The organism is Roseovarius sp. SCSIO 43702 (genome assembly GCF_019599045.1).
In the GTDB taxonomy this organism is placed as follows: domain Bacteria; phylum Pseudomonadota; class Alphaproteobacteria; order Rhodobacterales; family Rhodobacteraceae; genus Roseovarius.
Genome location: NZ_CP080623.1, coordinates 2,289,902 through 2,313,978, shown reverse-complemented (window position 1 = coordinate 2,313,978; position 24,077 = coordinate 2,289,902). Strand labels below are relative to the sequence as shown.

Here is a 24,077-nt window from a genome sequence, read left to right as displayed (position 1 = left end):
GCTTAGCGCGGCGCGGCCTGGCCCTCGGCCCGGTCGGGGCCGTGTTCATGCAAGGGCAGGGCCGCGTGGCTGGTGCTGGGCGTCGGGACGAAGCCCTGTTTTTCGCTCGCCGCCGTCTCTTTCCGTCGGCGAATGCGGAGGGCGCCATAGGCGGCGAACGGACCCAGGATCGCGGCGATGAACCAGGAGAGGCCGGTCGGACCGGTGAGCCCCATGACGAGACCGGCTGCGAAGGGGCCGACCGCCGATCCCACGCCGTAAACCAGTACGAAGCCGCTCGCGGCTGCGATCAGCTCGGTCTCGTCCACCCGGTCGTTCACTTCCGCAAGGCAGACCGAGTAGAGCGGCAGGAGCGCAGCACCAAGGAAGAAGGCGGCTGCGATGACGGGCAGGTGGTCGCCGCGGAGCAGAACCGCGGCGAAGAGGAGCGCCGCGCAGAGACCGGCGAGGTTGCTTGCCAGGATCACGAGCCGGCGATCGACCTTGTCCGACAACCAGCCGAGCGGCCATTGGAATACCAATGCCCCGACAAGTGCCGCCGAGAGGATGGTGCCGGTCTCGGCATCGCTGAACCCGGCCTGCTGACTGGCCACCGGGGCCATGCCGAAGAAGGCCGCAACGGCCGCGCCGAGAATGAAGGCACCTGCGAGCGCCGTCGGTGATATCGCGAAGAGCCGGCGTAGTCCGAGGCGCGTGGCGAGGACAACGCCGGGATCGCCGGCGTGGCTCAGCGTGATCGGCACCAGCGCCAGCGAGAGGCAGATCGAGACCAGCGCGAAGAGCACGAATCCCGAGACCGGGGCCAGGGCCACCATGGGCTGGCTGACGGCCCAGGCCGCATACATCACGATCGAGTAGATGGCGAGCACGCGCCCGCGCCAACTGCGCTCCGCCGAGGCGTTGAGCCAGCTTTCCACGACGATGATCAGCCCCGCATAGCACGCGCCCTGAAGGATGCGCAGCAGCGTCCAGACCGGCGGCGAGACGAAGATCGCGAAGCAGAGCGCGATGGCGGACCCGGCAGAGGCGAAGGCCGCGAAGGACCGGATATGCCCCACCGTCTGGATCACCCGGGGGGCGTGGACAGAGGCGAGGACGAAGCCCACGAAATAGGCCGACATCATCACGCCCACCGTTTCGTCGGCATAGCCTTCGATGCCGGCCCGCAAGCCGATCAGCGTCTGCTGAAGCCCGTTGCCGACGACGAGAAATGCGACGCTGACCAGGATCGAAAGATATCGAAGGGGAATCCGTGCCATGACGTGATCCTATGCCACAGAGGTATCGTCGCGCGAAGAGGTGGATAATCACGAAAACGCGGAGTCCCACGTCGTGGTCGGGAGAGAGCGAGTGAGAGCCGCTGCGGATGAGCTCGGGACTGGATTGACGTTTTCTGAAAGGATCACGTTTGTCCTGCGCAGGGTTAGCACCAGTTAGAGCCAGCAAGCGCCAAATTGCTCCGACAGGACCTCGGCGCCATTTCCCGTTTCAAAGTGAACTTTCATAGTTTAGTTGGCACTATGAACGGACTCGACGATTGGGCGAGCATTTGAAAGCGGTTCTACTAGCTGGTGGATTGGGCACGCGTATCAGTGAAGAAACGTATGCCATCCCGAAACCGATGATCGAGATCGGCGGTCGACCAATATTGTGGCACATCATGAAGATCTACGGTGCCCATGGCATAACGGATTTCGTGATCTGCTGCGGTTACAAGGGATACGTGATCAAGGAATATTTCGCCAACTATTTCCTTCACATGTCGGATGTCACCTTCGACATGCGTGATAACCGCATGCATGTGCATCGCAAATCAGCAGAGCCTTGGCGCGTCACACTCTTGGATACCGGCGAGCACACGATGACGGGGGGCCGGATCCTGCGCGCTCGGGATTACATCGACGACACCTTTTGTCTGACTTATGGCGATGGCGTCGCCAATGTCGATATCGCTGCGCTGATCGCCTATCACGAAAATGCCGGCACAGAGGCGACCGTTACCGCCATTCAGCCGACGGGGCGCTATGGCGCACTCGATCTTGCGGGCGACCGCGTGCAAGGTTTCGTCGAAAAACCGAAAGGCGACCGGCAATGGGTCAATGGTGGGTTCTTCGTGTGTGAGCCATCGCTTCTCGACCGTATCGAAGGCGACAAGATGTCCTTCGAGGCCGACCCGCTCACCGGGCTGGCCCGGGACCGACAGCTCTCGGCCTATCGCCACGAAGGTTTCTGGTCCGCGATGGACACGTTGCGCGACAAGAACCACCTCGAAGCGCTCTGGGCCACCGGTGATGCGCCTTGGAAGGTATGGTGACCTGCATGCCCGATCCGGGATTCTGGCAAGGGAAAAGAGTGCTCCTGACCGGGCAGACCGGATTCAAGGGAAGCTGGCTCATGCTTTGGCTGGAACAGCTGAACGCACAGGTATTCGGCATGGCTCTAAACTGCGAGACAACGCCATGTCTTTTCGAGCAGCTTTTTCCATGCGACGCTTCCGGACAGTACCTTGGCGACATTCGTGATCCCGCCCTCGTGAAGCAGAGGATCGACGAGGTCGAACCCGATGTGATCCTACATCTGGCAGCACAAGCACTTGTACTGCGCAGCTATCGTGATCCGCTGGAGATGGGAAGCGCGCATATTCTTGACGCCCTGAAGGGGTGCAAGCGGCAGATGGCGGTCATTATGGTTACCACTGACAAGGTCTACGATAACCGCGAATGGGTTCATGCCTATCGCGAAACTGATCGCCTCGGCGGGCACGATCCTTACAGCACCAGCAAGGCCGCTTGCGAGCTATTGGTTGACAGCTATCGGAAATCCTTCTTCGCCGACTCCCCCGTACGCATCGCGACGGCGCGGGCGGGTAACGTGATTGGTGGGGGGGACTGGGCGGAAAACCGGATCATGCCTGATATTGTCCGGGCCATCGCCCGTGGCGACGACCTCGAGGTCCGTAATCCCGACGCCGTGCGGCCGTGGCAGCATGTGCTTGATCCACTGGCGGGCTACCTATGTCTTGCCGAGAAATTATGGCACGACGCCACGCTTGCCGAGGCGTTCAACTTCGGTCCGGACCCCGCCGACCAAAGACCGGTTCGTGATCTGGTCGAGGCGGCGATGAGCCATTGGCCAGGACGGTGGCACTGTGCTTCCGCCTCTTCTCAGGCGCACGAAGCCGGACACCTGACGCTGTCCACAGACAAGGCGCGGAGCCGACTGAAATGGCGCCCCCGATGGTCATTCAGTCAGGCGGTTGGTTACACGATCGACTGGTACCGGGCCAACCATGCGGGCGCCTGTCCGCGCGACTTGAGCCTGAAACAGATTGCCGAGTTCGAGAAGGTCCTTCCGTGAGATTCACTCCTCTTTCCCTTGCCGGTGCCTACCGCGTCGAGTTGGAGAAACGCGGGGATGACCGGGGTTTCTTTGCGCGGATGTTCTGCGAGAACGAGTTTGCGCAGCACGGGCTGGCCACGCGGTGGGTGCAGGTCAATTCTTCGTACAGCGCCGCCAAGGGCACCTTGCGCGGGCTGCACTTCCAACGACCGCCAAGTGCCGAGGCAAAGCTTGTGCGCTGCCTCAGAGGGGCGATTTTCGATGTAATCGTTGATCTACGCGCTGGCTCCGCGACATATGGCCGGCACGAGACCCTGCATCTCGACGATGAGAAACGCGCGATGGTGTACATCCCTCCGGGCTTCGCACACGGGTTCCAGACACTCACCGACGATGTCGAACTTCTGTACTTCCACAGCGCGGCCTACGACCCCCGGCATGAGGGCGGACTTCATCATGCCGACGGCCGACTCGCCATAGCGTGGCCACTTCCCCCTGAGCAGCTTTCCGAGCGCGATCAGGGATTTCCGTTTCTGACCGACCTGGAGCCCATAGAACTATGAATTGCCGGCACTGTCGGGCGCCCTTGGAGCTCGAATTTCTCAACCTCGGGCATGCGCCGCCTTCCAATGCCTATCTCGATCCGGCCGCGCTGAACGCACCGGAAAAGACCTATCCGTTGCGGGTGAAGGTCTGTCAGAAATGCCGGCTGGTCCAGACCGAGGACTACGCGGAAGCCGAAGAGTTGTTCAACAGCGACTACGCCTATTTTTCATCCACCTCGCGCGGGTGGCTCGAGCATGCGTCGCGCTACGTGACTATGATCGTGGACCGCCTCGGTCTCAACGGTGACAGTCACGTGATCGAAGTGGCATGCAACGACGGGTACCTGTTGCGCAATTTCGTCGAGGCCGGCATCCCGTGTCTCGGGATCGAACCGACCGCCAGCACAGCCGAGGCCGCCGAGGCTCTGAGCATTCCGGTCCTGCGCGAATTCTTCGGTGCAGCCGTGGGCCGGCGACTTGCCCGGGAGGGGAAGATGGCGGATCTCGTGTGTGGCAACAATGTCTACGCGCATGTACCCGACATCAACGACTTCACCCGGGGTCTTGCCTCAGTGCTCAAACCCGATGGCGTCATCACGCTAGAATTCCCGCATCTCTTGCGCCTCGTCGAACAAACCCAGTTCGACACCATCTACCACGAACATTTCTCGTATTTGTCTCTGCTCACCGCATCGAAGATTTTCGAGGCCGCTGGTCTGCGGATCTTCGACCTTGAGCATCTGTCGACTCATGGCGGGAGCCTGCGCATCTACGGCTGTCATGCCCATGCGCCTCTGGACACGACGCCCGCTGTAGGCGCCTGCATCGAGAGGGAACGCGCGGTCGGTGTTGATACCGACGATTTTTATACGGCCTTTCAATCGAAGGCCGAAGAGATCAAAAACAATCTCATGCGTTTCCTTCTTCAAGCCCATGCCGACAGGAAGTCCGTGGCCGCATATGGCGCCGCTGCCAAAGGCAATACGCTACTCAACTTCGCTGGTGTGAGACCGGATCTCATCCCCTTCGTGTGCGATGCCGCCAAGGCCAAGCAAGGGAAGTTCATGCCAGGCTCCCACATCCCGATCCTGCCGCCCGAGGCACTCGATGCGGATCCTCCGGATTACGTTCTGATCCTACCATGGAATATCGCCGAGGAGGTCAAGGCGCAGCTCTCACACCTTGCCGCCCAAGGCAGCCGTTTCGTCACTGCCATACCTGAACTGCACATCACATGACGGAGACTATTGCCTATACCAAGCCCTCGATCACCGAGCTGGAGGTCTCCTACGCCGAAGACGCCGCGCGTCATGGCTGGGGATCGAAATGCTATGACTACATCATCAAGTTCGAGGCCCTGTTCCGCGATCATATAGGCGTCGCCTACGGAATTGCGACTTCGAGCTGTACCGGGGCGATGCAGATGGGACTTGCGGCCATGGACATAGGCCATGGAGACGAAGTGATCCTCGCCGACACAAACTGGATCGCGACCGCCGCACCGATCGTGCATCTCGGCGCGACCCCGGTGTTCGTCGATATACTTGCCGACAGTTGGTGCATAGATCCCGAGGCTGCAGAGAAGGCGATTACACCCCGGACACGTGCCATCATCGCCACCCACTTGTATGGCAATCTATGCGACATGGATGCGCTCCTGGAGTTGGGTGATCGTCACGGCATTCCCATTATCGAAGACGCCGCCGAAGCCATCGGCGCGCGCTATCGTGGTCGCGCCGCCGGGTCGATGGGCTTGTTCTCGACCTTTTCGTTTCATGGGACCAAGACCCTCACGACGGGTGAAGGTGGTATGTTTCTGACATCGAATGCCGACCTCTACGAGAAGGTATTGACCCTGTCCAACCACGGGCGCGCCCGGCAGCAGGACAAGCAATTCTGGGCGGATGTCGTTGGTTACAAGTTCAAGATGTCGAACGTCCAAGCTGCCCTGGGCTGTGGCCAGATGGAGCGGATCACGGAACTGACGGACCGCAAGCGCGCGATCCTGCACGCCTATAAGGCCGAGTTGGGATCACTGAACGGCGTTTCCATGAACCCCGAACCCGGCCACGTGCTCAGCGGAGCGTGGATGCCGACCGTTGTTTTCGACGACAACCTCGGTATCAGACGCGATCAAATCCAAGCCGCATTCAAGTCAGCGCGGATCGACGCGCGCGTGTTCTTCTATCCGCTGTCGGCCCAGCCGATGTTCGAACCAGTTCGCGAGAACAAGACCGCTTGGTCGATCTGCGAACGCGCGATCAACCTCCCAAGTTTCCACGATATGACCGACCACGATATCTTTCGGGTCTGCCGGGTGGTCGAGGATCTGGTTCAGGGCTGATCAGAGGCCTAGGCGTCCAGGAAGACCAGCGAGGCACCAGGGGGCATCCATTCGATATTGCTGCCCAGGATATCGCGCGCCCGGGCAGGATTGAGGCCGGCGATTACTGAACGAATGTCTGCCGGGCAGTTTTCCGGCATCAGAACGGGGACTCCAAGGTGTGTCTGTCCCTGCAGGAAAGGGTTGCGATCCAGAAAACAGCTGAGCTGCTGATTGAGCCGCGCTGCAATTACGCTGCCATAAAACCCCGCCCCGTAGATCGCAACTGGTGCGGACAGTTCCTTTGCCGCGATGCGATCCAATATGCTCCGCCATTCATCCAAGGATTGCTTGAAAGCATTACCCTTGGCCGCTGGAAGGTTGCGCGCCCCGCTTGTGGCTGTTACCGCGAATGCACCATGGAAAGCCTCTCGATCCATGCCTTGGACCGACAACCCGGCCAGGTTCAATGCCCGCTCGAGGCTATCTTGCGAAAAATGGTTCAAGTGATCCACGACAAGCAGGTCGCCGGAATTCGCCTCCGCGTCGGGTACCGACAGGAAAAGCCGCCCGTCCGGCGCAAGGCACCGCCGCAAATCGGCAAGGACGGCCACCGGATCAGGCACATGCTCGATCACGAAATGAGCGGTTATCAGATCGAAATGCCCCGTCCAGCGTTCGGGCATGGCATAGGTGGCCTGATTTTCCGCCGCGATCCAGTCTCGCCAATGATCGAGATAGTCCTCCGAAACATCAAAAACATGCGGCACTAGATCGGGCCGCTGAGCAAGAGCCTTTTGCAGCGTCGTGGCCTTGCCAGCTCCGAAATCCAGAACCTTGGCGCCCTTCTCGACCTCAAGTGCCAAAACCAGTTCCGCTTGGTAATCGGTGCGGAAGACGCGTTCGCCCTCGCGGTTTTCGTAGAGTTGGTCGTGCCCGTCCACATCCAGAGATATTCGATACTGGGTATCGTAGAACTCCTCGAGATCCGGCAGGTCGGGGCTTTGTGCATGGCCACATTGGTTGCACAGGTAGACCTGCGTGCGGACTGGCAGCACCGTCCGGATCGAACTCAGCGAGGGACCGGGATCATCAAAGGCAGGCGTCTCGATCAGAACACCGCAGACGCGGCATTTGGTCCGGCTCGGGGTCATACGGCCAACTCGGGAAAAACATCCTCGAATTTGATCCCAGCTGCGAAAGAGCCTTTCCAACCGATGCGCGTGCCCACCGGGTTATTGAAATTGAACCATCGAAATTGCATGGACCAGCGCGGATGCGCGGCGCGATTGGCACCGGATTGATGGAGCGTCAGGAAATCCATGACGATCAGATCGCCAGGTTTTGACAGCGGCGCAATACGCTCGTACTTGGCCAACCGCTCTTCTTCATTGTGCAACCGCAGGGCATAAGCACCACTTTTTCCCACACCGCCATCATCCTTCGCGACAGGCACGATACCTTCCTTTTGCGACCCAGGGCAGATCTCGACCGGCCCCATGTCCTCGGTCACCGGAAGAAGTGGCGTCCAATAGACGAGACCGTCAGGACTACGAAGCTGGGCTGGGAACTCTTGATGCCAATTGGCCCGATACTTGTCCTCGGAGGGAAAATCCATCCGGATACCATAGCCGCCAGCCGCCACGCCCGGCTCGGACCCAGGCCGCAACTTCTTGAAGAGGTCCGCATTGTCCTGATGGCAGACGAGTTGCATGAAGGCAGGGATCTGCTTGACCGCGTCATAGACCTCCCCGGCCCAAGCGCGGTTGGCCGCGGCGATCGCCATAATCCCATCAGTCATGGCCTGTTTCGGCACGCTGCACGGCGCATCTATCCCGTATTTTGCGGCCACCAGTTCGATAATTCGTCGGATACCAGTCTGGATCGGTGCGATCTGCAACTCGAAATCGTAGAAGTCCGGAAAGATGGCATATCCCTCATCTTGGAAATCCGCGGTCATGTCATGCCCTTTCTATGCGTCTACGAAAGTCTTCCAGTTTTCGGTCGCGGGAGCCAGATGCGCACTTCGCTCGGCACGGGGCACCTGCGCAACAAGGTCCAAAGCGGTGACGTAAGGCGTAAAGGCGCCATGTGCCTGTGGCCAAGGCAAGGTTTGATATTTCATATATTCGACCGCAATTCCAGCGTCCTCAAAACGCTCGTGGTCCAGATAATTCCTCGCGCCATGTCCGGTAATGTAGCTTTGGCCACCGACGGCCTGGACAAGTTTCATGACCCGCTCCGATCCTCGCCCGCATACGTTCAGGTCAGAGCTTCTCAGGGAAGTTCGAGGGGGCAGACCGATGGCCGTCGACAGCTCCTCGGCGCTGGAAATCAGGACATCCACGAGGTCTGGCTGCTGCCATGCCTGGTCAAACACCTTCCGGGCCTCCGCGTATTGCTCTCCAGAGTTGAGGGAGGCCCACAAGAGGGAGCGATGACGCTCGACGATGCTTGGATCGGCCAGCTTCAAATCCCGAATTCGCGTTCGGTTGCCCTTGTTCTGTAATGGCACGCTCATCCATTTGCTGCCCGACTGCGTTTTGACCTGCACCCGGTTGGTGAACGACCCCTTGGAAAATTGCGCGTCGTCGAGCCAGATCATGACGTCGGCCAGCGCCATCTGAGCCATGAATCCGGCCCAGGGAAAATACATGGGTTGCGAGATCACGACCCGGCTCATCAGTTCCCATGCTCGCTGAAGATAAACTCCATGATAGTCACATCATGAAGCGTCTTGCCGTCATCATATTCCGCACGCTGTGTTCCGACCAGTCGGAAGCCAATTCTCTTATACAAGCGACATGCGGGATTGTCCGCGCGCACCTTCAACGAAACCTTGCGCAAACCCATCTCTTTCCGACCAATCTCAAGTGTCTGCATCGTGGCGGTCATACCATGTCCCCGTCCGCGTACATCGGGCAGCAAGCAAATGCCAAACCAAGCGGTACGGTTGTTGCGGTGTATATCGCTGAGTTGAACATAACCCAAACAGGAATCTTTGCCGTCCACTATGCTTCTGATCCAGCCGTCCGCGTCACGCCGGTCCAGCCATTCGCCCACCGGTTCCTCGATAATGTCACGTGCGCCAAGCAGCATTTTTTGCAGGTCGACATCTTTGCGCAATGTGGCCAAAGCTGCGTGATCGCGCGGGGCGACCGGGCGTAGTGCAGTTACTATCTCTGGAGGCATTTCAGATAACCGCCCGGCGACGAGGAGAGGACCAGCTTGCCATTGATCACCGGGTCTATCTCGAACCGGTCGGTTTCCTGCATGTAATCCTTGAGGGCAGAAAGGGGTTCATTGCCCTTATACCAAATCTGAGAGCGCTTCTTCGGGGCTTCCTCTTCGGACAGATGCCCAACAAGCGTATCAGCGACCACCAGATAACAGCCCTCTGTCACCATTGGCCCGTAGGCGCGGCATTCCGCCAAGACGTGATCGCGGCTGTGGTCGCTGTCCAGTACCACCATCACGCGCGCGCCGTCGGGAATCTCCGCACGAACCTTGGCAACCAAGTCCTCATCGATCGAGCTGCCCTCGATCAAGGTTACACGCTTGGACATCGGATTGTTTTCGATGCTCTCGCGATTATGCGCGCGAATGTCGATATCGATGCCGATAACCTTGCCATTGCCCATCATTTCCAACAAGGAGGCCATGAACAGGACAGAGCCACCACGCGCCACGCCGGTTTCAATGATAACATCTGGCTTGGTCTGCCAGATCACTTCTTGCGTCGCCATGATATCGGCCGGTAGCTGGATGACCGGTACGCCCATCCAGCTCCACAGATACGAATAATCGTAGCGATCAAGCTTGAGTGTCAGCTCCTTTGCCTCTCCAAACAGGCCGCTGTCCTTGCCAAGTTCGATGGACTGCCGTTCCTTATGCTGCTCGAAATCCTCACGGTCGTCCGAATGTGTCATGCTCTTGATCCTAGGTTTAGCAGTTATTGTCGAGTTTGCAGGAAAGGCTCATATAGGCTGAAGCCCAAAACCTCATCGGCGTGCTTTCAACTTTGACCATGCGTTCTTCTGCGTGAGTTCGTCACGTAGTACCGCATGGTAGTCGTCGGCCAAAAGTCGGTCGCAAGTTAGTGCGGCAGTCAGAATGTTGTTGGCTCCGTCGATTTCGGTCGAGGTTCGGAAGCTGTGCAGCTTGGAGCGGTTCTTTGTCCAGGTCATCGCTAACTTGCGCAGATGTGCCGCCATCGGAGATTTGGCCGCATTCAGGGCGTCTTCGCTATCGGTCTTGCGTGCATGATCCTCTAGCATGCCATGAAGCTCGCGCTGCGTCTCGGTGTCTTTCTTTCTGATGTCCAACAGAACGCTCAGGTACCATGATTTATAATCCGGCCTCATGGCAGGTTCAGGGAAATGCGCGCGCACCGTTTCCAGCGTCCCGAGAAAGCCGAATGGGACCGACTTGGAAAGTGGAACGACATCGTCTACGGGATCGGTTGCCCTCTCCTTGGAAAACCGCTCGGCCAGTTCTTTCTTCTCCGCTTTCGTTCCTTGCGCTGCCAGATTGCCGCCATTGCTGGCCGGGCTGTGGCCGTTGATCGAGAACGGATGATGACAGTGTAGGAACATTCCACCGTGTTGAATGGCACGGTAGTTGACATAGGTATCGGGGCTTCGAGCCAGAAAAACTGTACCATCTTTGCGCGCCAGATTCGTCAGGAAACGACGTGAAATGCAGCCGTGGTATATCGCGGGCATTGGATGAAACAGATCCAAACGGCCAGTTTCGGCAACTTGAACACGTTCCCCTACATCAAGTGCGCGTGGCTTCCCAAACGCATGATCTCTAACAAACCTCAGCCCGCCAACGCGATTTCCATATCCCGCCACTGGCCAGCCATATACCGGATAATCCCAACTCAGCGCGTCGGGATGGCGATCTTCCAAGATGCTGCGTAGAAAGGGAAACTGCCCCGGAATCATGCCATCGTCATCTCCGAAAAAGATGACGTACTCACCCTTACTTTGATGGAGGGCGAACTCAAAGTTCTGGCGCATGGACACGCGCGCCCCTGTATTCACATAGCGCACCCTGGGATCCTGCACCTCCGAGACGACCTGACGCGTCTCGTCGATCGAGGCGTTATCGCTCACCAGGATCTCGATGGCGTCGTCATCAATCGCTGTGGCCGTAGCCAGCGAATGACGAAGATACCGCGCTCGGTCCCTGGTCGGTATGACAATCGAAATCAGCATTTGCGATATCTCGGTATGAGAGTGATCGAGTGCTATAGCTTCGTCAGCGGATACGCAACATCACACGAGGCTGTGCTAACCGAGGTGCGCGAGGAACTTCGGCCGGCCCGGGAGATGCCCAGTCCTGCGTCTCTTGAAAAATAGCCGCCAAATACCAAGCACCCGAAATCACGCGACGATTTCGCGGCAACATCTCAGCGTCTTGAATCAGCGAAAGGTCTGGCTGGGGTGGTAGGATTCGAACCTACGGTACACGATACCAAAAACCGTTGCCTTACCACTTGGCTACACCCCAACGTGGCGTGGTAATTAGCCGGTGACCGGGGGCGGTGCAAGACCCTTCGGCGCAAAAAATCGGCGTGGCGGGTGAGCGGCGGCAGGGGACCGCTTCAGTCGATGGTCTCGTCGGGGCGCACGCCCCAGAGGCCCGACTTCGGCGCCCAGCCGCGGTGGCCCTGCACCGAAAGTTCGCACCATTGCGCCGTGCATTCGCGCACGCGAGCCACGACCCCGAGCTCGAGCTGGGCCACGACCGGGGCCTCGGGGAGAGGGGCGTTGCGCAGTTGCAGCATGTCGGTCTCGATCAGGACGGTGCGCGCGCCGGAGAGCAGTGAATAATGCATCCAGCCGCCCATCCCGTCTCGGTCGCGCACCCGGCGCCAATGGCCGTGCTCGGCGGTGATTTCGAGGGGGAGGCCCGGATGCTTGAAAATCCAGTCGATGCGATGAGTGCGGCTGGGACCACGGCGGACATAGCCCTCGTTCGTCTTCATCGACACGAAGCGCGGCATGGGAAGGTTTGTGACGGGGCCGCGTTCCTGGGCCAGCGGCAGCGAGGGGAGAAGCGCCACGAGGGCGGTCATGAACAGCGTCAGTCTCATGCAAGGGCCCGATTTTTTGCCTGTCTGCGGGGCCGGGGTTCTTGTGCCTCGGTCTCACCTGCGCCACTCTGGCAGCGAGTGGACCAATTGAAAAGGCCGGGGAGGGCTTCGATGCGATCTGAGCGCCTGAGTGTTGTCGTGACGCGACGCCTGCCCGAGCGGATCGAGGCGCGGCTCGGGGAGCTGTTCGGAGCGACGCTCAACACCGAGGACCGCCCGATGACGCGCGAGGCGCTGATCCGGGCGGGGCAGCAGGCCGACGTGCTGGTCCCGACGATCACCGACGTGATCGACGCCGAGATGCTCGAGAAGATGGGCAACCGTTTGAAACTCATCGCGAATTACGGAGCGGGCGTGGATCATATCGACGTGACGGCGGCGCGGAAGCGGGGCATCATCGTGTCGAACACGCCGGGTGTCTCGGCCGCCGATACGGCGGACATGACGATGGCGCTGATCCTCGCGGTGGGGCGCCGGGTGCCCGAGGGGATGGCCGTCATGCAGGAGGGGATCTGGAGCGGATGGTCGCCCTCGGCGCTGCTGGGGATGCGGCTTTCGGGGAAGAAACTCGGCATCCTGGGGCTGGGCCGGATCGGGCAGGAAGTGGCGCGACGGGCGCGGGCCTTCGGGCTCGAGGTGCATTACCACAACCGCCGCCGCCTGCGGCGGGAGACGGAGGAGGCGCTCGGCGCGCATTGGTGGGAGAGCCTTGACCAGATGGTGGCGCGGATGGACGTGATGAGCCTGCATTGCCCGCACACCCCCTCGACCTATCACCTGATGAACGCGCGACGCCTGAAACTCATGAAGAAAGAGGCAGTTATCATCAACACTTCACGTGGTGAAGTGGTGGATGAGAACGCGCTGACCCGGATGCTGCGCACGGGCGAGTTGGCCGGTGCGGGGCTCGATGTCTACGAGCAGGACAGCGGGGTCAACCCGCGTCTTCGGGCGCTGCCCAATGTCGTGCTCCTGCCGCACATGGCGTCGGCCACGCGGGAGGGACGGATCGAGATGGGCGAGCGGGTGATCATCAATATCAAGGTGCTGGAGGACGGGCATCGCCCACCCGATCAAGTGCTTCCGGGTTACTTCTAGAATGCTGCACAAGCTCCTGTTTCCGCTCGTTTTCGCGGGGATCCCGCTGGGGCTTGACGCGCAGCAGGCGGCGGACGCTGTGGCGCCCGAAGCGCCCGGCGCCGGCGTGGCGGCGACCTCGCCCGAGGTGGCGGCGGCGCAGACGGCGAAGGCGGAGGGCCGGCCCGTCCGCGCCGAACGCTGGATGATCGTCGCGGCCCATCCGCTCGCCGTCGAGTCGGGGGCGCGGGTCTTGCGCGAAGGTGGGACCGCCGCGGATGCGATGGTGGCGGTGCAGGCGGTGCTGGGCCTCGTGGAGCCGCAAAGCAGCGGGCTGGGAGGTGGTGCCTTCCTTGTCTGGTGGGATGCCGAGGGTGAACGGCTGACCACGCTCGACGGGCGCGAGACCGCGCCGGTGGCGGCGAGGCCGGAGCTTTTCCTCGACGAGAACGGACAGCCGCTGGAGTTCTTCGACGCGGTGGTGGGCGGGCTGAGCGTGGGCACGCCGGCGACACCCGCGTTGATGGAGGCCGCGCATGGTCGATGGGGAAAACTCCCCTGGGACGGTCTTTTCTCCGACGCGATCCAGCATGCCGAGAAAGGATTTGCGGTCAGTGAACGCATGGCACGGTCGGTCGAGGCGAACGCGGAGAGCCTTGCGCGTTTCGGGGAGACGGCCGCCTATTTCCTTCCCCAGGGCGCGCCGATTGGCGCGGGCGCGACGCTGCGCAACGAAAAATATGCCGAGACGTTGAAGAAAATCGCGGAAGGCGGTGCCGGTGTCGTCTACGAGGGCGAGATCGCGGGGGATATCGTGCGGACGGTGCAGGAGGCGCCGGGCAATCCCGGCGTGCTTTCGGAGATCGACCTCGCGCTCTATCGCGTGAAGGAGCGTGAGCCGGTGTGCGCTGCATATCGCGGATACGAGGTCTGCGGCATGGGGCCACCGAGTTCCGGCGCGCTGGCCGTGGGGCAGACGCTGGGCGTTCTGGAGTCTTACGACCTGGGCGCGCTCGGACCGGAAAGCGCGCAGGCGTGGCGGCTCCTGGGGGATGCGAGCCGCCTCGCCTTTGCAGACCGGGGGCGATACGTGGCGGACGAGGATCATGTGCCGGTGCCTGTCGCGGGGATGCTGGCCGAAGAATATCTCGCAACACGTGCCGAATTTCTAAGCGGCACGCGCGCGCTCGGCGAAGCGCCGGTGGGGAACCCCGAGTTCGACCATGCGGCGCGGTGGGCGGAGGATGGATCGCTCGAACTGCCATCGACCTCGCATATCTCGATCGTGGACGGGTATGGCAACGCGCTGTCGATGACGACGACGATAGAGAACGCCTTCGGTTCGCGGCTCATGGTGCGGGGCTTCCTGCTCAACAACGAGTTGACGGATTTCTCGTTCCGCACGCATCGCGACGGTGTGCCGATCGCCAACGCGGCGGCGCCGGGCAAGCGGCCACGATCCTCGATGTCGCCCACCATCGTGTTGCGGGACGGGCGGCCGGTCATGGTGCTGGGCAGTCCGGGCGGCAGCCGGATCATCCCCTACGTGACGCAAACGCTGGTGGCGATGGTCGACTGGGGGATGGACGCGCAGGCGGCGGTGGATCTGCCGCATCTCGTGAACCGCTTCGGCACCTACGACATCGAGGCAGGGACCGGGGCCGAGGCGCTGGAACCCGCGCTGCGGGCGATGGGGTTCGAGACGATGGTGCGGGAGTTGAACTCTGGGCTGCACGTCATTGATTTGCGCGACGGCCTTCAGGGCGGTGCGGACCCCCGGCGTGAGGGAGTGGCGTTGGGGGAGTGACGGGTGGGGCGTTTCGCATCCGCTCGGGCACGGGATGAATGCGGGACGGGGCCCCGGCTCGAGGCCGGGGCGGGAGTGGAGTTGATCCGTCCCGGGCTTGACTCGGGATCTCGCGGGGGAATGCGCGAGGCTCCGGCTCGGAGTCGGGGGGGTGATCCGGGGCGGGCTGGCGAGGGGCAGGTCGGTTTTGGCGCTTCTTTGGTCGGATGAACCCTGCGCGGAATTTCATGGCTGATATTGAGGGCGGCGAAGCATTTACGCGCACGGGAGAGTCGCAGCACATGAAAACCCAAGTCAAAGCATTGGTCGTGGGCGGCGGCGCCGTCGGAACCTCGATTGCCTATCACCTGGCCAAGGCGGGCTGGGACGACGTGATGCTGCTCGAGCGTGACGAGCTGACGAGCGGCTCCACCTGGCACGCGGCGGGCCTTTTACCCTATTTCAACATGAGCTACGCGACGACGTGGATTCATGACTACTCGATCAAGTTCTACAAGACGCTCGAGGAGGAGACGGGGCTCAATGCCGGGTTCTACGTGGTGGGCAACCTGCGCATGGCCCAGAGCGATGCGCGGATGGATGAGTATCGGCTCTATGCCTCGACCGCCGAGACGGTGGGCGTGCCCTACGAGTGGCTGTCGCCCGCTGAGATCAAGGACCGCTGGCCGCTCGTGCGCACCGAGGATCTGAAGGGCGCGATCTATCACCCGACGGATGGCTACATCAACCCCGCGGACGTGACGATGGCCATGGCCAAGGGCGCGCGCCAGCGCGGCGTCACGATCGAGCGCAAATGGCAGGCGGACGGCTTCGCGTGGAAGGGCGATCACTGGGACGTGACCTGCACGAAGATGGTGGAAAAGGGCGGCAACCTCGTGCCCTCGGACGAGCAGATCGTGATCAGCGCCGAGCATGTCGTGACAGCCTCCGGCAACCACGCGCAACGCACCGCACGCCTCCTTGGCATCAAGATGCCCGCGATTCCGGTCGAGCACCAGTATATCGTGACCGAGCCCGATCCGGCGCTGGTAGCCTGGCGCAAGGAGGGCAACCCCGAGCACCCGGTCCTGCGCGACGCGGATGCCAAGTGGTACGTGCGCGAAGAGCGGGGTGGCTGGATCCTCGGGCCTTATGAGCGGGGTGCGCCCGCGCGGTTCGAATATGGTGTGCCCGACAGTTTCCGCGCCGACCTCTTCCCGCTCGATCTCGAGCGGATCGAGGAGGAATACATGAGCATGATCCACCGCATCCCCTCATCCGAGGAGGTGGGACTCAAGGACGATTTCAACGGGCCGATCTGCTACACGCCCGATGGCAACCCGCTTGTCGGTCCGGCACCCGGCCTGCGCAACATGTGGTTGGCCGAGGGCTTCAGCTTCGGCATCACGGCGGCGGGGGGCACGGGGCATTACCTGTCGCAGCTCATGGTCGAGGGCGAGGCCGAGATCGACATGGCGAGCCTCGACCCCAAGCGGTATTCGCAGAGCTGGATGACCACCGAGTTCGCGGCGCGCAAGAACGAGGAAGCCTACGAGCACGTCTATATCCTGCACCACCCCGACGAGGAGCGGCCCGCCTGCCGCCCGCTGCGCACGGTGCCCGCCTATGACCGGCAGAAGGCGCGGGGCGCGCAGTTCGGTTGGGTGAATGGGTGGGAGCGGCCCAACTATTTCGGGCCGCTGGATGCCCCCGAGACGTTCGACCACGACGCGCGCAGTTTCCGCCGGGGCGGATGGTGGCAATATGCCGTGGACGAGGCGAAGGCCGTGCGCGAGGGCGTGGGCCTCATCGACGCGAGCGCGTTCACCAAGCACGTGGTGAGGGGGCCGGGCGCGACCCAGTTTCTCGACTGGTTCACCTGCAACAAACTGCCCAAGGTGGGACGGATCAACCTGACCTATGCGCTGACCGCGCAGGGCACCACGCGGACGGAGTATACTATCGTGCGGCTGGGCGAGGACGAGTATTACCTCGTCTCGGCGGGCGCGTGGACGGAATACGACGCCGATTTCCTGCGCAAGGCCGCCGAGGACAAGGCGGACGCGTTCGGCTATGTCGAGATCCAGGACGTGACCACGCAATGGGGCGTCTTCGCCATCGCGGGCCCGAAATCGCGCGACGTGCTGCGTGAGGTGATCAAGGACGCCGATCCGGCGACGGCGCTCAGCAATAAGCGCTTCCCATGGCTCAGCGCGCGGCAGATCGAGCTGGGCATGTGCCCGGTCAACGCGATCCGCGTTGCCTATACCGGCGAACTGGGCTGGGAGCTCCATCACCCGATCGAGATGCAGAACTACCTGTTCGACCTGCTTGAAGAGGCTGGGGAGAAGCACGGCATGAAGCTCGTCGGTGCCCGCGCGCAGAACTGGCTGCGGCAGGAAAAGAGCTATCGCGCCTTCGGCAACGAACTTGGCCGGGACGCGACACCGCTCGAGGCCGATCTGCCTCGTTTCGTGGACCTCGACAAGGACTTCCACGGCAAGGAGGCCATGCTCGAGACAGGGGTGCGCGCAAAGTGCTGCACGCTTCTGATCGACGGGCCGGACGACGCGGATCCCTGGGGGCGCGAGGCGCTTTATACGCCGGAGGGCACGCGGGTCGGGCGGCTGACCTCGGGTGGCTATTCGGTGGCCTTCGGCAAGTCCATCGGGATGGGCTACGTGACGCCGGAGCTTGCGGAGGAAGGCACGAAGCTGAAGGTGCGGATCATGGGAGAGCTGTGGGACGCGGAAGTGACCTGCGACAGCCCCTATGACCCGAAGAACGAGGTGATCCGCAAGGACGGCTGAGACCGTCCGCGCGTCCCGCGAGAAGAGAGGCTGCGCCGAGAGGGGGGGGTATTTTCCATAGTGACCCCTCCCCACGGGGGAAGGGGGCCGGTTACGCATTGGGTAACCGGCCAGGGATCACGCATTCTCGACGGCTCATTTCTGGGTGGCCTCGCTGGTGAACCAGTTTCCATCGTCGCTGACGACGCGGCCGGGCCTGCGGTGGATTCGGGTCAGCGCGCCGAGTTCGCGGGCATGCGCCAGCTCAGCAGGTCTTTCTTCGACACGCGCGCCGCGTTTTCATGCTCTTGCTTGAAAGAGCCGTTTCATTTCAAAGAGTTGTTTTGGTAGGCCCGGAGGGACTTGAACCCCCAACCAAAGCGTTATGAGCGCTCTGCTCTAACCAGTTGAGCTACAGGCCCGCCGCGGATGGGGATAGGGCGGGTTCGGAAGCGGGTCAAGGCCCGAGAGCCGCGCTTGAGAGGTTGGGCTTGCCGGGGGGGACGAGAGGAAGCCCGGTCGAGGGCCGGCCGGAAGCTCACCCAGATATGCGAGTGGTGGCAGATGGCGATAGAGAGCCTGCGAGGTCGGCCAGCGCCAGGATCCGGCGCGATCGGATGAACGGCGGTAGGCGATGAACGCGATGGGCAAGCGGAGCAGCAGGTATTCCGGGGTTACGATAACGCCGGCGCCCGGCCGCATGCGAGCGGCAAGGCTTTGACGATTGCGAGCGGGCGGTCTATCGGGTAGGGGCGATCTGCGTCAGAGAGGGGGCCTCGCATGAGCCAGAAGAAGAACGGCATCACCTATGCGGATGCGGGTGTCGACATCGACGCGGGCAACGCGCTAGTCGACCGGATCAAACCCGCTGCGAAGCGGACGGACCGGCCCGGCGTCATGTCCGGCCTCGGCGGGTTCGGCGCGCTTTTCGACCTGAAGGCGGCCGGATACGCGGACCCTGTGCTGGTGGCGGCGACGGACGGGGTGGGCACGAAGCTGCGCATCGCGATCGACACGGGTCACGTGGAGGGCGTGGGAATCGACCTCGTGGCGATGTGCGTCAACGACCTCGTCTGCCAGGGGGCCGAGCCGCTTTTCTTCCTCGACTATTTCGCCACCGGGCGGCTCGAGACCGAGACCGCCGCGCGGATCATCGAAGGCATCGCGGAGGGCTGCGTGCGCTCCGGTTGTGCGTTGATCGGCGGTGAGACGGCCGAGATGCCGGGGATGTATCCCGAGGGCGATTTCGACCTCGCCGGCTTCGCAGTGGGCGCGATGGAACGCGGTGCGGCGCTGCCTGCGGGCGTGGGCAAGGGGGACATCTTGCTGGGTCTCGCGAGCGACGGGGTGCATTCGAATGGCTTCAGCCTCGTGCGGAAGATCGTCGAGATGTCGGGCCTCGGCTGGGACGCCGCCTGCCCCTGGGGCGAGGGCAGCCTTGGCGAGGCGCTCCTGACGCCGACGCGGCTTTACGTGACGCAGGCGCTTGCAGCGGTGCGCGCGGGTGGCGTTCATGCGCTCGCGCATATCACCGGCGGGGGCCTGACCGAGAACCTGCCGCGTGTCCTGCCAAAGGGGCTCGGCGCGCGGATCGACCTGTCCGCCTGGGAGTTGCCGGGGGTCTTTGCCTGGCTGCGGGAACAGGGCGGCATGGATGCCGCGGAAATGCTCAAGACGTTCAACTGCGGAATCGGCATGATCCTCGTGGTCGAAGCGGACCGTGCCGGGCCGCTCACCGCGCTTCTGGAAGAGGCAGGCGAGCGGGTCGTCAGGCTGGGCGAGGTGGTCGAGGGCACCGGCGTCGCCTACGAGGGTGCGCTTCGGTGACGAAACGGGTGGCGATACTCATTTCGGGCGGCGGCTCGAACATGGAGGCGCTTCTCGACAGCATGGAGGGCGACCATCCGGCGCGTCCGGTTCTCGTCCTTTCGAACGTTCCCGGTGCCGGGGGGCTCGCGAAGGCCGAGGCGCGGGAGGTCGAGACAGCAGTGGTCGATCACCGCAAGTTCCACGGCGACCGCACCGCGTTCGAGCAGGCCTTGCACGAGCGGCTGGAGCAGGCCGAGCCTGACATCGTCTGTCTTGCGGGGTTCATGCGCATCCTCGAGGATTGGTTCGTCGCGCGCTGGGACGGGAAGATGCTGAATATCCACCCGTCGCTCCTGCCGAAATACCCGGGCCTCGATACCCATGCCCGCGCGCTCGAGGCGGGCGACGCGGAGGCGGGGTGCACCGTGCACGAGGTGACGGCCGAGCTTGACGCAGGGCCGATCCTTGGCCAGGCGCGCGTGCCGGTCAAGCCGGGCGACACGCCCGAGACGCTGGCGGCCCGGGTTCTCCGGCAGGAGCATGTGCTTTACCCGAAGGTGTTGCGCCGGTTCGCGGAAGGGGAAAAGACACCGATCTTCCTGGAGTGAAGGCGAGAGCGGCCTGACGTCCTCGCCGCGAAGTTTCGGGCATTTCTTGCAATTCCCGCTGTCTTCCCTATACGGGGCCACGGCCCCCGGCGCCCCGGATTCCGCAATCGCGAGCTTTCATGAAAACCATCACCACGACCGAAGAACTTGCCGCCTTCTGCACCGAGGCGCAGCGCCATCCCTACGTCACCGTCGATACCGAATTCCTGCGCGAGCGGACGTATTACTCCAGGCTCTGCCTGGTGCAGCTTGCCATGCCGGGCAAGGACGACGAGGGGGCCGTTCTGGTCGATCCGCTGGCGAAGGGGCTGTCACTCGATCCGCTGTACGAACTGTTCCGCGACCAGGGTGTCGTGAAGGTCTTTCATGCCGCGCGGCAGGATCTGGAGATCTTCTATGTCGAAGAGGGGGTCATTCCCGCGCCGCTTTTCGACACGCAGATCGCCGCGATGGTCTGCGGCTTTGGCGAACAGGCCGGCTACGAGACGCTGGTGCGGCGGATCGCGCGCGAGAGCCTCGACAAGTCGTCGCGATTCACCGACTGGTCGCGCCGGCCGCTGAGCGAGGCACAGAAGAAATATGCGCTGGGCGACGTGACGCATCTGCGGCGGATCTACGAATACCTCGCCGCCGAACTCGAGAAGACGGGCCGGGATGCCTGGGTCAAGGAGGAACTGGCGACCCTGATGGAGCCCGAGACCTATATCACGCGGCCCGAGGACGCGTGGGAGCGGATCAAGACGCGGAACACGTCGGGGAGATACCTGGCCATCGTGCGCGAACTCGCGCGGTTTCGCGAGGAATACGCACAGGCCCGCGACGTCCCCCGCAACCGCGTGTTCAAGGACGACGCGCTTCTGGAACTGGCGGCGACCAAGCCGACGACCACCGAGGATCTGGGACGCTCGCGGCTTCTCCTGCGCGAGGCGCGCAAGGGAGATGTCGCGCAGGGCATCCTTGACGCCGTGAAGCGTGGGCTCGAGTGCCCGCCGGAGGAACTGCCGTCGAAGAACGGCGCCGATGGCAAGCTGAACGTCAATCCGGCGGTGGCGGACATGCTGCGGGTCCTGCTGAAGGGAAAGTCCGAGGAATTCGGCGTGGCCACGAAGCTGATCGCCACGTCATCGGAGCTTGACGAGATCGCCGCGGGCAAGCGCGACGTGCCTGCCCTGACCGGCTGGCGCGCCGAGGTGTTCGGACGCGATGCACTGAAGCTTTGCGAGGGCAGGATCGGCTTGCGGGTGGCCGGGAACCGCATCGAGGCCGTGGCGCTCTGATCGCGGTTGCCGGGCCCGCCGGCGGCCGGCTCAGACGTTCTCGAGACGCTTGCGCTCGGCGTCGAGCGGCAGGGCCTTCTCGGCATGGAGATGGGCGAGGCGGGACATGGCGACAGCGGCCTCGTTCACGCGCTCATCGGGCGACATGGCAAGCCGCTTGAGCGCGCCGCGCAGGTGAGTGGCCACCTCGATCATCGCGGCTCCGTCGCGGGCGGTGCCGGCGAAGGCCGCGTCCATGAGATCATGCGCGCTGGGCACGGCGATGAATACATGCGGATAATCTACCCCGTCATCGTCCCCGGTTTCCTGCGCGTATTCCCAAAGGAGGGATTCGAGCCGTGTCACCGCCTCGATCGCCGTGCCGGGATCGTTGATCCCCGGCGAAAGTGCCCGCGAGGAGATTTCCGACAGAACGCTGAGGCCGAAGGCCGGGTCCTGTTCGTAGGTGCGCATGTCGCCGATCACGAAGCAGCGGGCGAGGGTTTCGAGATCCTCGTCGCTCACATGGCCCGAGACCTGCGCGATGGGCTGGCCGCGAAGGACCGGCGAGCCCGGGCTCAGCGTGACGTAGATGCAGGAGCCGCCTGACAGCGCTTCTTCGAGCCCCGGCGCATCAATGAGTTGCATGTAGCCCGAGCCGGGCGCGCGGACGTCGGTGAGCGTCTCGGGGAGCACCGTATCGGAAGTGATGGGGTTGCCCCCGAGAGCCGGCGTGCGGGCGAAGGCACAAAGCCCGTCCTGCGCCAGATCGTGGACATTGCGCATGCTGTCATCGAGGCTGCCAAGTTTGCTCAGGTGGTCGATCCAGCGCAGCATCGCCGCGATCACGAGCACCACCACGAGAACGGTCACGCACATCGTGATGAAGGTCGAATTGTCCGCGTAGAGCCCCGACTGGATCAGGATTATCGTGGTGAGCGAATAGACGAAGGCGCCGATGAAGGAGGCAAGGACCGATTGCGTGGTCGTGTCCTCGAGCAGAAGGCGATGGATGCGCGGCGTCTGATTCTGCGCAGCGCCACGATGCGCGGTCACCATGACGTTGAGCGAGAAGGTCGAGACCGCGAGCATCGAGGAGGCGAGGATAGAGAGAACCGACATGACCGCGCCGGATTCGATCTTTGGGGCGGCGTCGATGTCGATCCAGCGCGCGATGATCGGCTCGATGACGGCGACGATCAGCGAAAGGAGCGCGTAGAGCGACACGCGCACCCAGAGCTTTCGGTAGTAGCGCCGCAAGATGGCGACGGGCATGCGGAAGAAGTCACCCATGGGAGCCGCCGCATGAAAGGTGGCCGGTGCGGGACCGCGGCGTGGTGGGGATCGGGTCCACCGTCAACGACGGGTGGTGATGACGTTGCCCGCGCCACGCACGCTGATCACGCGCACGTCGCGCAGCGTCTCGTCGGTCAGGAAGCGGCCCGCGTGGACGCGGCGGGTCCGTTCGGGGCCTTGCGGCGTCGTCGTGGGCTGGATCGCCTCGAGGCGATAGGCGAGGACGCCGTTGACCGGCTGGTCGATCCGGCCCGAGACCGGGGTGAGGCGGACATCGAAGGCGCCCTGCCGGAGAGGCACGCCGGTCACGCGCAGGATCGCGCCGCCGGAGCTGGGCTCGAGCGCGAGACTGGTGACGGAGTGGATGGGCGTCCCCTCGTATACCTCGACGGCCGATTTGCGGCGGAAGATGCTGCCGCTCTGATCGGGAATGAGCGGGTTCGACGCGGCGGTGGAGGTGGTCGGCTGAGCGGCGCGTTTGGGCGCGCCGCCACCGAACCAGTTGCCGGGATTGACGCGGCTGTCGCGCCAGCCCGCGCAGCCGGCGAGCGTGAGCGAGGAGACCACCATTAGTGCCACGATGATGCGCATGTCGAGCCTTGTCGTTGTTGTGCCGCCGGGCGGTTCTTGCGCCGCACAGTAGGACGCATCGGAATGCGGCGCAAGCGGGGGCTGGACCTTTGCGGGGCTGCGCCTTAGGTCGTTCACCAGAGGAGGAAGAGACGCATGGCGCAGGCAGCATTCGAGGAGCTGGTCGAGGATTTCGAATTTCTCGAGGAGTGGGAGGAACGCTATCGCCTCGTGATCGAGGAAGGGCGGGCGATGGATCCGCTGGACGAGGCCCTGAAAGTGCCTGCAACCAAGGTCGAGGGCTGCGCGAGCCAGGTATGGCTTCACCCGAGGATCGAGGCCGGGCGATTCCATTTCGAGGGCGACAGCGACGCGATGATCGTGCGCGGCCTGATCGCGGTGCTGCGCAGGCTCTACGACGGGTTGCCGGTGGACGAGGTGCCGCGGGTGGACGCGGGCCGGGAACTGGCGCGGCTCGGGCTCGACGAGCATCTGTCGTCGCAGCGCTCGAACGGGCTTCGCGCGATGGTCGAGCGGATCCGGCAGGTGGCCGCCGCGGCCGGGTGACGCTTCCCG

The 24,077-nt window shown here is 62.9% G+C and carries 22 protein-coding genes and 2 tRNA genes; 12 read left to right on the top strand and 12 right to left on the bottom strand.

Translation table 11 applies throughout. The features are described 5' to 3' along the window. Positions 1–2 precede the first annotated feature (2 nt). The gene (locus K1T73_RS11395; RefSeq protein WP_220600821.1) at positions 3–1,259 is read right to left on the bottom strand and encodes an MFS transporter; all 1,257 of its coding nucleotides are present in this window, start codon (positions 1,257–1,259) and stop codon (positions 3–5) included. Positions 1,260–1,549: 290 nt separating this feature from the next. Between K1T73_RS11395 and rfbF the strand changes: the two genes are divergently transcribed. From rfbF to K1T73_RS11370, 5 genes are read left to right on the top strand one after another with little or no spacing between them, the layout of a single operon-like run. Next, positions 1,550–2,314, top strand: a complete 765-nt coding sequence (gene rfbF / locus K1T73_RS11390) for a glucose-1-phosphate cytidylyltransferase (RefSeq protein ID WP_220603715.1) — start codon at positions 1,550–1,552, stop codon at positions 2,312–2,314. A gap of 5 nt (positions 2,315–2,319) precedes the next feature. Then, positions 2,320–3,357: a CDP-glucose 4,6-dehydratase gene (gene rfbG, locus K1T73_RS11385; RefSeq protein WP_220600820.1), complete on the top strand. Its 1,038-nt coding sequence runs from the start codon at positions 2,320–2,322 to the stop codon at positions 3,355–3,357. Then, positions 3,354–3,902 carry a dTDP-4-dehydrorhamnose 3,5-epimerase gene (rfbC, locus tag K1T73_RS11380; RefSeq protein WP_220600819.1) on the top strand — a complete coding sequence of 183 codons (549 nt, stop codon included), beginning with the start codon at positions 3,354–3,356 and terminating at the stop codon, positions 3,900–3,902. The genes rfbG and rfbC overlap by 4 nt, the downstream gene beginning before the upstream one ends. After that, positions 3,899–5,122 (top strand): class I SAM-dependent methyltransferase, encoded by a 1,224-nt coding sequence (locus K1T73_RS11375; protein WP_220600818.1) that lies wholly within the window; start codon positions 3,899–3,901, stop codon positions 5,120–5,122. The genes rfbC and K1T73_RS11375 overlap by 4 nt, the downstream gene beginning before the upstream one ends. Beyond that, entirely contained in the window at positions 5,119–6,228 is a 1,110-nt protein-coding gene (locus K1T73_RS11370) for a DegT/DnrJ/EryC1/StrS aminotransferase family protein (RefSeq protein WP_220600817.1), read from the top strand. Before K1T73_RS11375 ends, K1T73_RS11370 begins: the two co-directional genes overlap by 4 nt. An 8-nt stretch (positions 6,229–6,236) precedes the next feature. Here the strand turns inward: K1T73_RS11370 and K1T73_RS11365 are convergent, their stop codons facing one another. The 8 genes from K1T73_RS11365 to K1T73_RS11330 all read right to left on the bottom strand — a co-directional run bounded on the left by K1T73_RS11365 (position 6,237) and on the right by K1T73_RS11330 (position 12,310). Then, a complete protein-coding gene (locus tag K1T73_RS11365) occupies positions 6,237–7,361 on the bottom strand; it encodes a methyltransferase domain-containing protein (RefSeq protein WP_220600816.1) in 1,125 nt (374 codons plus the stop codon). Continuing rightward, positions 7,358–8,167: a phytanoyl-CoA dioxygenase family protein gene (locus tag K1T73_RS11360; RefSeq protein WP_220600815.1), complete on the bottom strand. Its 810-nt coding sequence runs from the start codon at positions 8,165–8,167 to the stop codon at positions 7,358–7,360. The genes K1T73_RS11365 and K1T73_RS11360 overlap by 4 nt, the downstream gene beginning before the upstream one ends. Positions 8,168–8,179: 12 nt before the next feature. After that, positions 8,180–8,890, bottom strand: coding sequence for a WbqC family protein (locus K1T73_RS11355; protein WP_220600814.1), 711 nt, complete (start codon positions 8,888–8,890; stop codon positions 8,180–8,182). Then, entirely contained in the window at positions 8,890–9,399 is a 510-nt protein-coding gene (locus tag K1T73_RS11350) for a GNAT family N-acetyltransferase (RefSeq protein WP_259400227.1), read from the bottom strand. The genes K1T73_RS11355 and K1T73_RS11350 overlap by 1 nt, the downstream gene beginning before the upstream one ends. Continuing rightward, positions 9,384–10,136, bottom strand: coding sequence for a cephalosporin hydroxylase family protein (locus K1T73_RS11345; protein ID WP_220600812.1), 753 nt, complete (start codon positions 10,134–10,136; stop codon positions 9,384–9,386). Before K1T73_RS11345 ends, K1T73_RS11350 begins: the two co-directional genes overlap by 16 nt. Before the next feature lie 72 nt (positions 10,137–10,208). Then, a complete protein-coding gene (locus K1T73_RS11340) occupies positions 10,209–11,429 on the bottom strand; it encodes a glycosyltransferase family 2 protein (RefSeq protein ID WP_220600811.1) in 1,221 nt (406 codons plus the stop codon). Between the two features lie 220 nt (positions 11,430–11,649). Next, positions 11,650–11,724: transfer RNA gene (locus K1T73_RS11335), tRNA-Gln, on the bottom strand. Between the two features lie 94 nt (positions 11,725–11,818). After that, on the bottom strand, positions 11,819–12,310 hold the full coding sequence (locus K1T73_RS11330; protein ID WP_259400226.1) for an SH3 domain-containing protein: 492 nt from the start codon (positions 12,308–12,310) through the stop codon (positions 11,819–11,821). A 111-nt stretch (positions 12,311–12,421) separates the two neighbouring features. Between K1T73_RS11330 and K1T73_RS11325 the strand changes: the two genes are divergently transcribed. From K1T73_RS11325 to K1T73_RS11315, 3 genes are all read left to right on the top strand, one after another. Then, the gene (locus tag K1T73_RS11325) at positions 12,422–13,408 is read left to right on the top strand and encodes a D-glycerate dehydrogenase (RefSeq protein ID WP_220600810.1); all 987 of its coding nucleotides are present in this window, start codon (positions 12,422–12,424) and stop codon (positions 13,406–13,408) included. Between the two features lies 1 nt (position 13,409). Continuing rightward, on the top strand, positions 13,410–15,194 hold the full coding sequence (gene ggt, locus K1T73_RS11320; protein ID WP_220600809.1) for a gamma-glutamyltransferase: 1,785 nt from the start codon (positions 13,410–13,412) through the stop codon (positions 15,192–15,194). A 281-nt stretch (positions 15,195–15,475) separates the two neighbouring features. After that, positions 15,476–17,983, top strand: a complete 2,508-nt coding sequence (locus tag K1T73_RS11315) for an FAD-dependent oxidoreductase (RefSeq protein ID WP_220600808.1) — start codon at positions 15,476–15,478, stop codon at positions 17,981–17,983. Between the two features lie 324 nt (positions 17,984–18,307). On the opposite strand, the gene K1T73_RS11310 is transcribed toward K1T73_RS11315, so the two are convergent. Further along, positions 18,308–18,384: transfer RNA gene (locus K1T73_RS11310), tRNA-Ile, on the bottom strand. 358 nt (positions 18,385–18,742) lie between these two features. Here K1T73_RS11310 and purM point away from each other — a divergent pair. From purM to rnd, 3 genes are all read left to right on the top strand, one after another. After that, the gene (gene purM / locus K1T73_RS11305) at positions 18,743–19,789 is read left to right on the top strand and encodes a phosphoribosylformylglycinamidine cyclo-ligase (protein WP_220600807.1); all 1,047 of its coding nucleotides are present in this window, start codon (positions 18,743–18,745) and stop codon (positions 19,787–19,789) included. Next, positions 19,786–20,379 carry a phosphoribosylglycinamide formyltransferase gene (gene purN / locus K1T73_RS11300; RefSeq protein ID WP_220600806.1) on the top strand — a complete coding sequence of 198 codons (594 nt, stop codon included), beginning with the start codon at positions 19,786–19,788 and terminating at the stop codon, positions 20,377–20,379. Before purM ends, purN begins: the two co-directional genes overlap by 4 nt. A gap of 119 nt (positions 20,380–20,498) precedes the next feature. After that, on the top strand, positions 20,499–21,656 hold the full coding sequence (gene rnd, locus K1T73_RS11295) for a ribonuclease D (RefSeq protein WP_220600805.1): 1,158 nt from the start codon (positions 20,499–20,501) through the stop codon (positions 21,654–21,656). A 30-nt stretch (positions 21,657–21,686) separates the two neighbouring features. Here the strand turns inward: rnd and K1T73_RS11290 are convergent, their stop codons facing one another. Both K1T73_RS11290 and K1T73_RS11285 read right to left on the bottom strand, forming a co-directional pair. Next, entirely contained in the window at positions 21,687–22,928 is a 1,242-nt protein-coding gene (locus K1T73_RS11290) for a DUF2254 domain-containing protein (protein WP_220600804.1), read from the bottom strand. A gap of 63 nt (positions 22,929–22,991) precedes the next feature. Next, positions 22,992–23,522, bottom strand: coding sequence for a hypothetical protein (locus K1T73_RS11285; protein WP_220600803.1), 531 nt, complete (start codon positions 23,520–23,522; stop codon positions 22,992–22,994). A gap of 135 nt (positions 23,523–23,657) precedes the next feature. Between K1T73_RS11285 and K1T73_RS11280 the strand changes: the two genes are divergently transcribed. Further along, complete coding sequence (locus K1T73_RS11280) at positions 23,658–24,068, top strand: SufE family protein (protein WP_220600802.1); 411 nt, start codon at positions 23,658–23,660, stop codon at positions 24,066–24,068. Positions 24,069–24,077 lie beyond the last annotated feature (9 nt).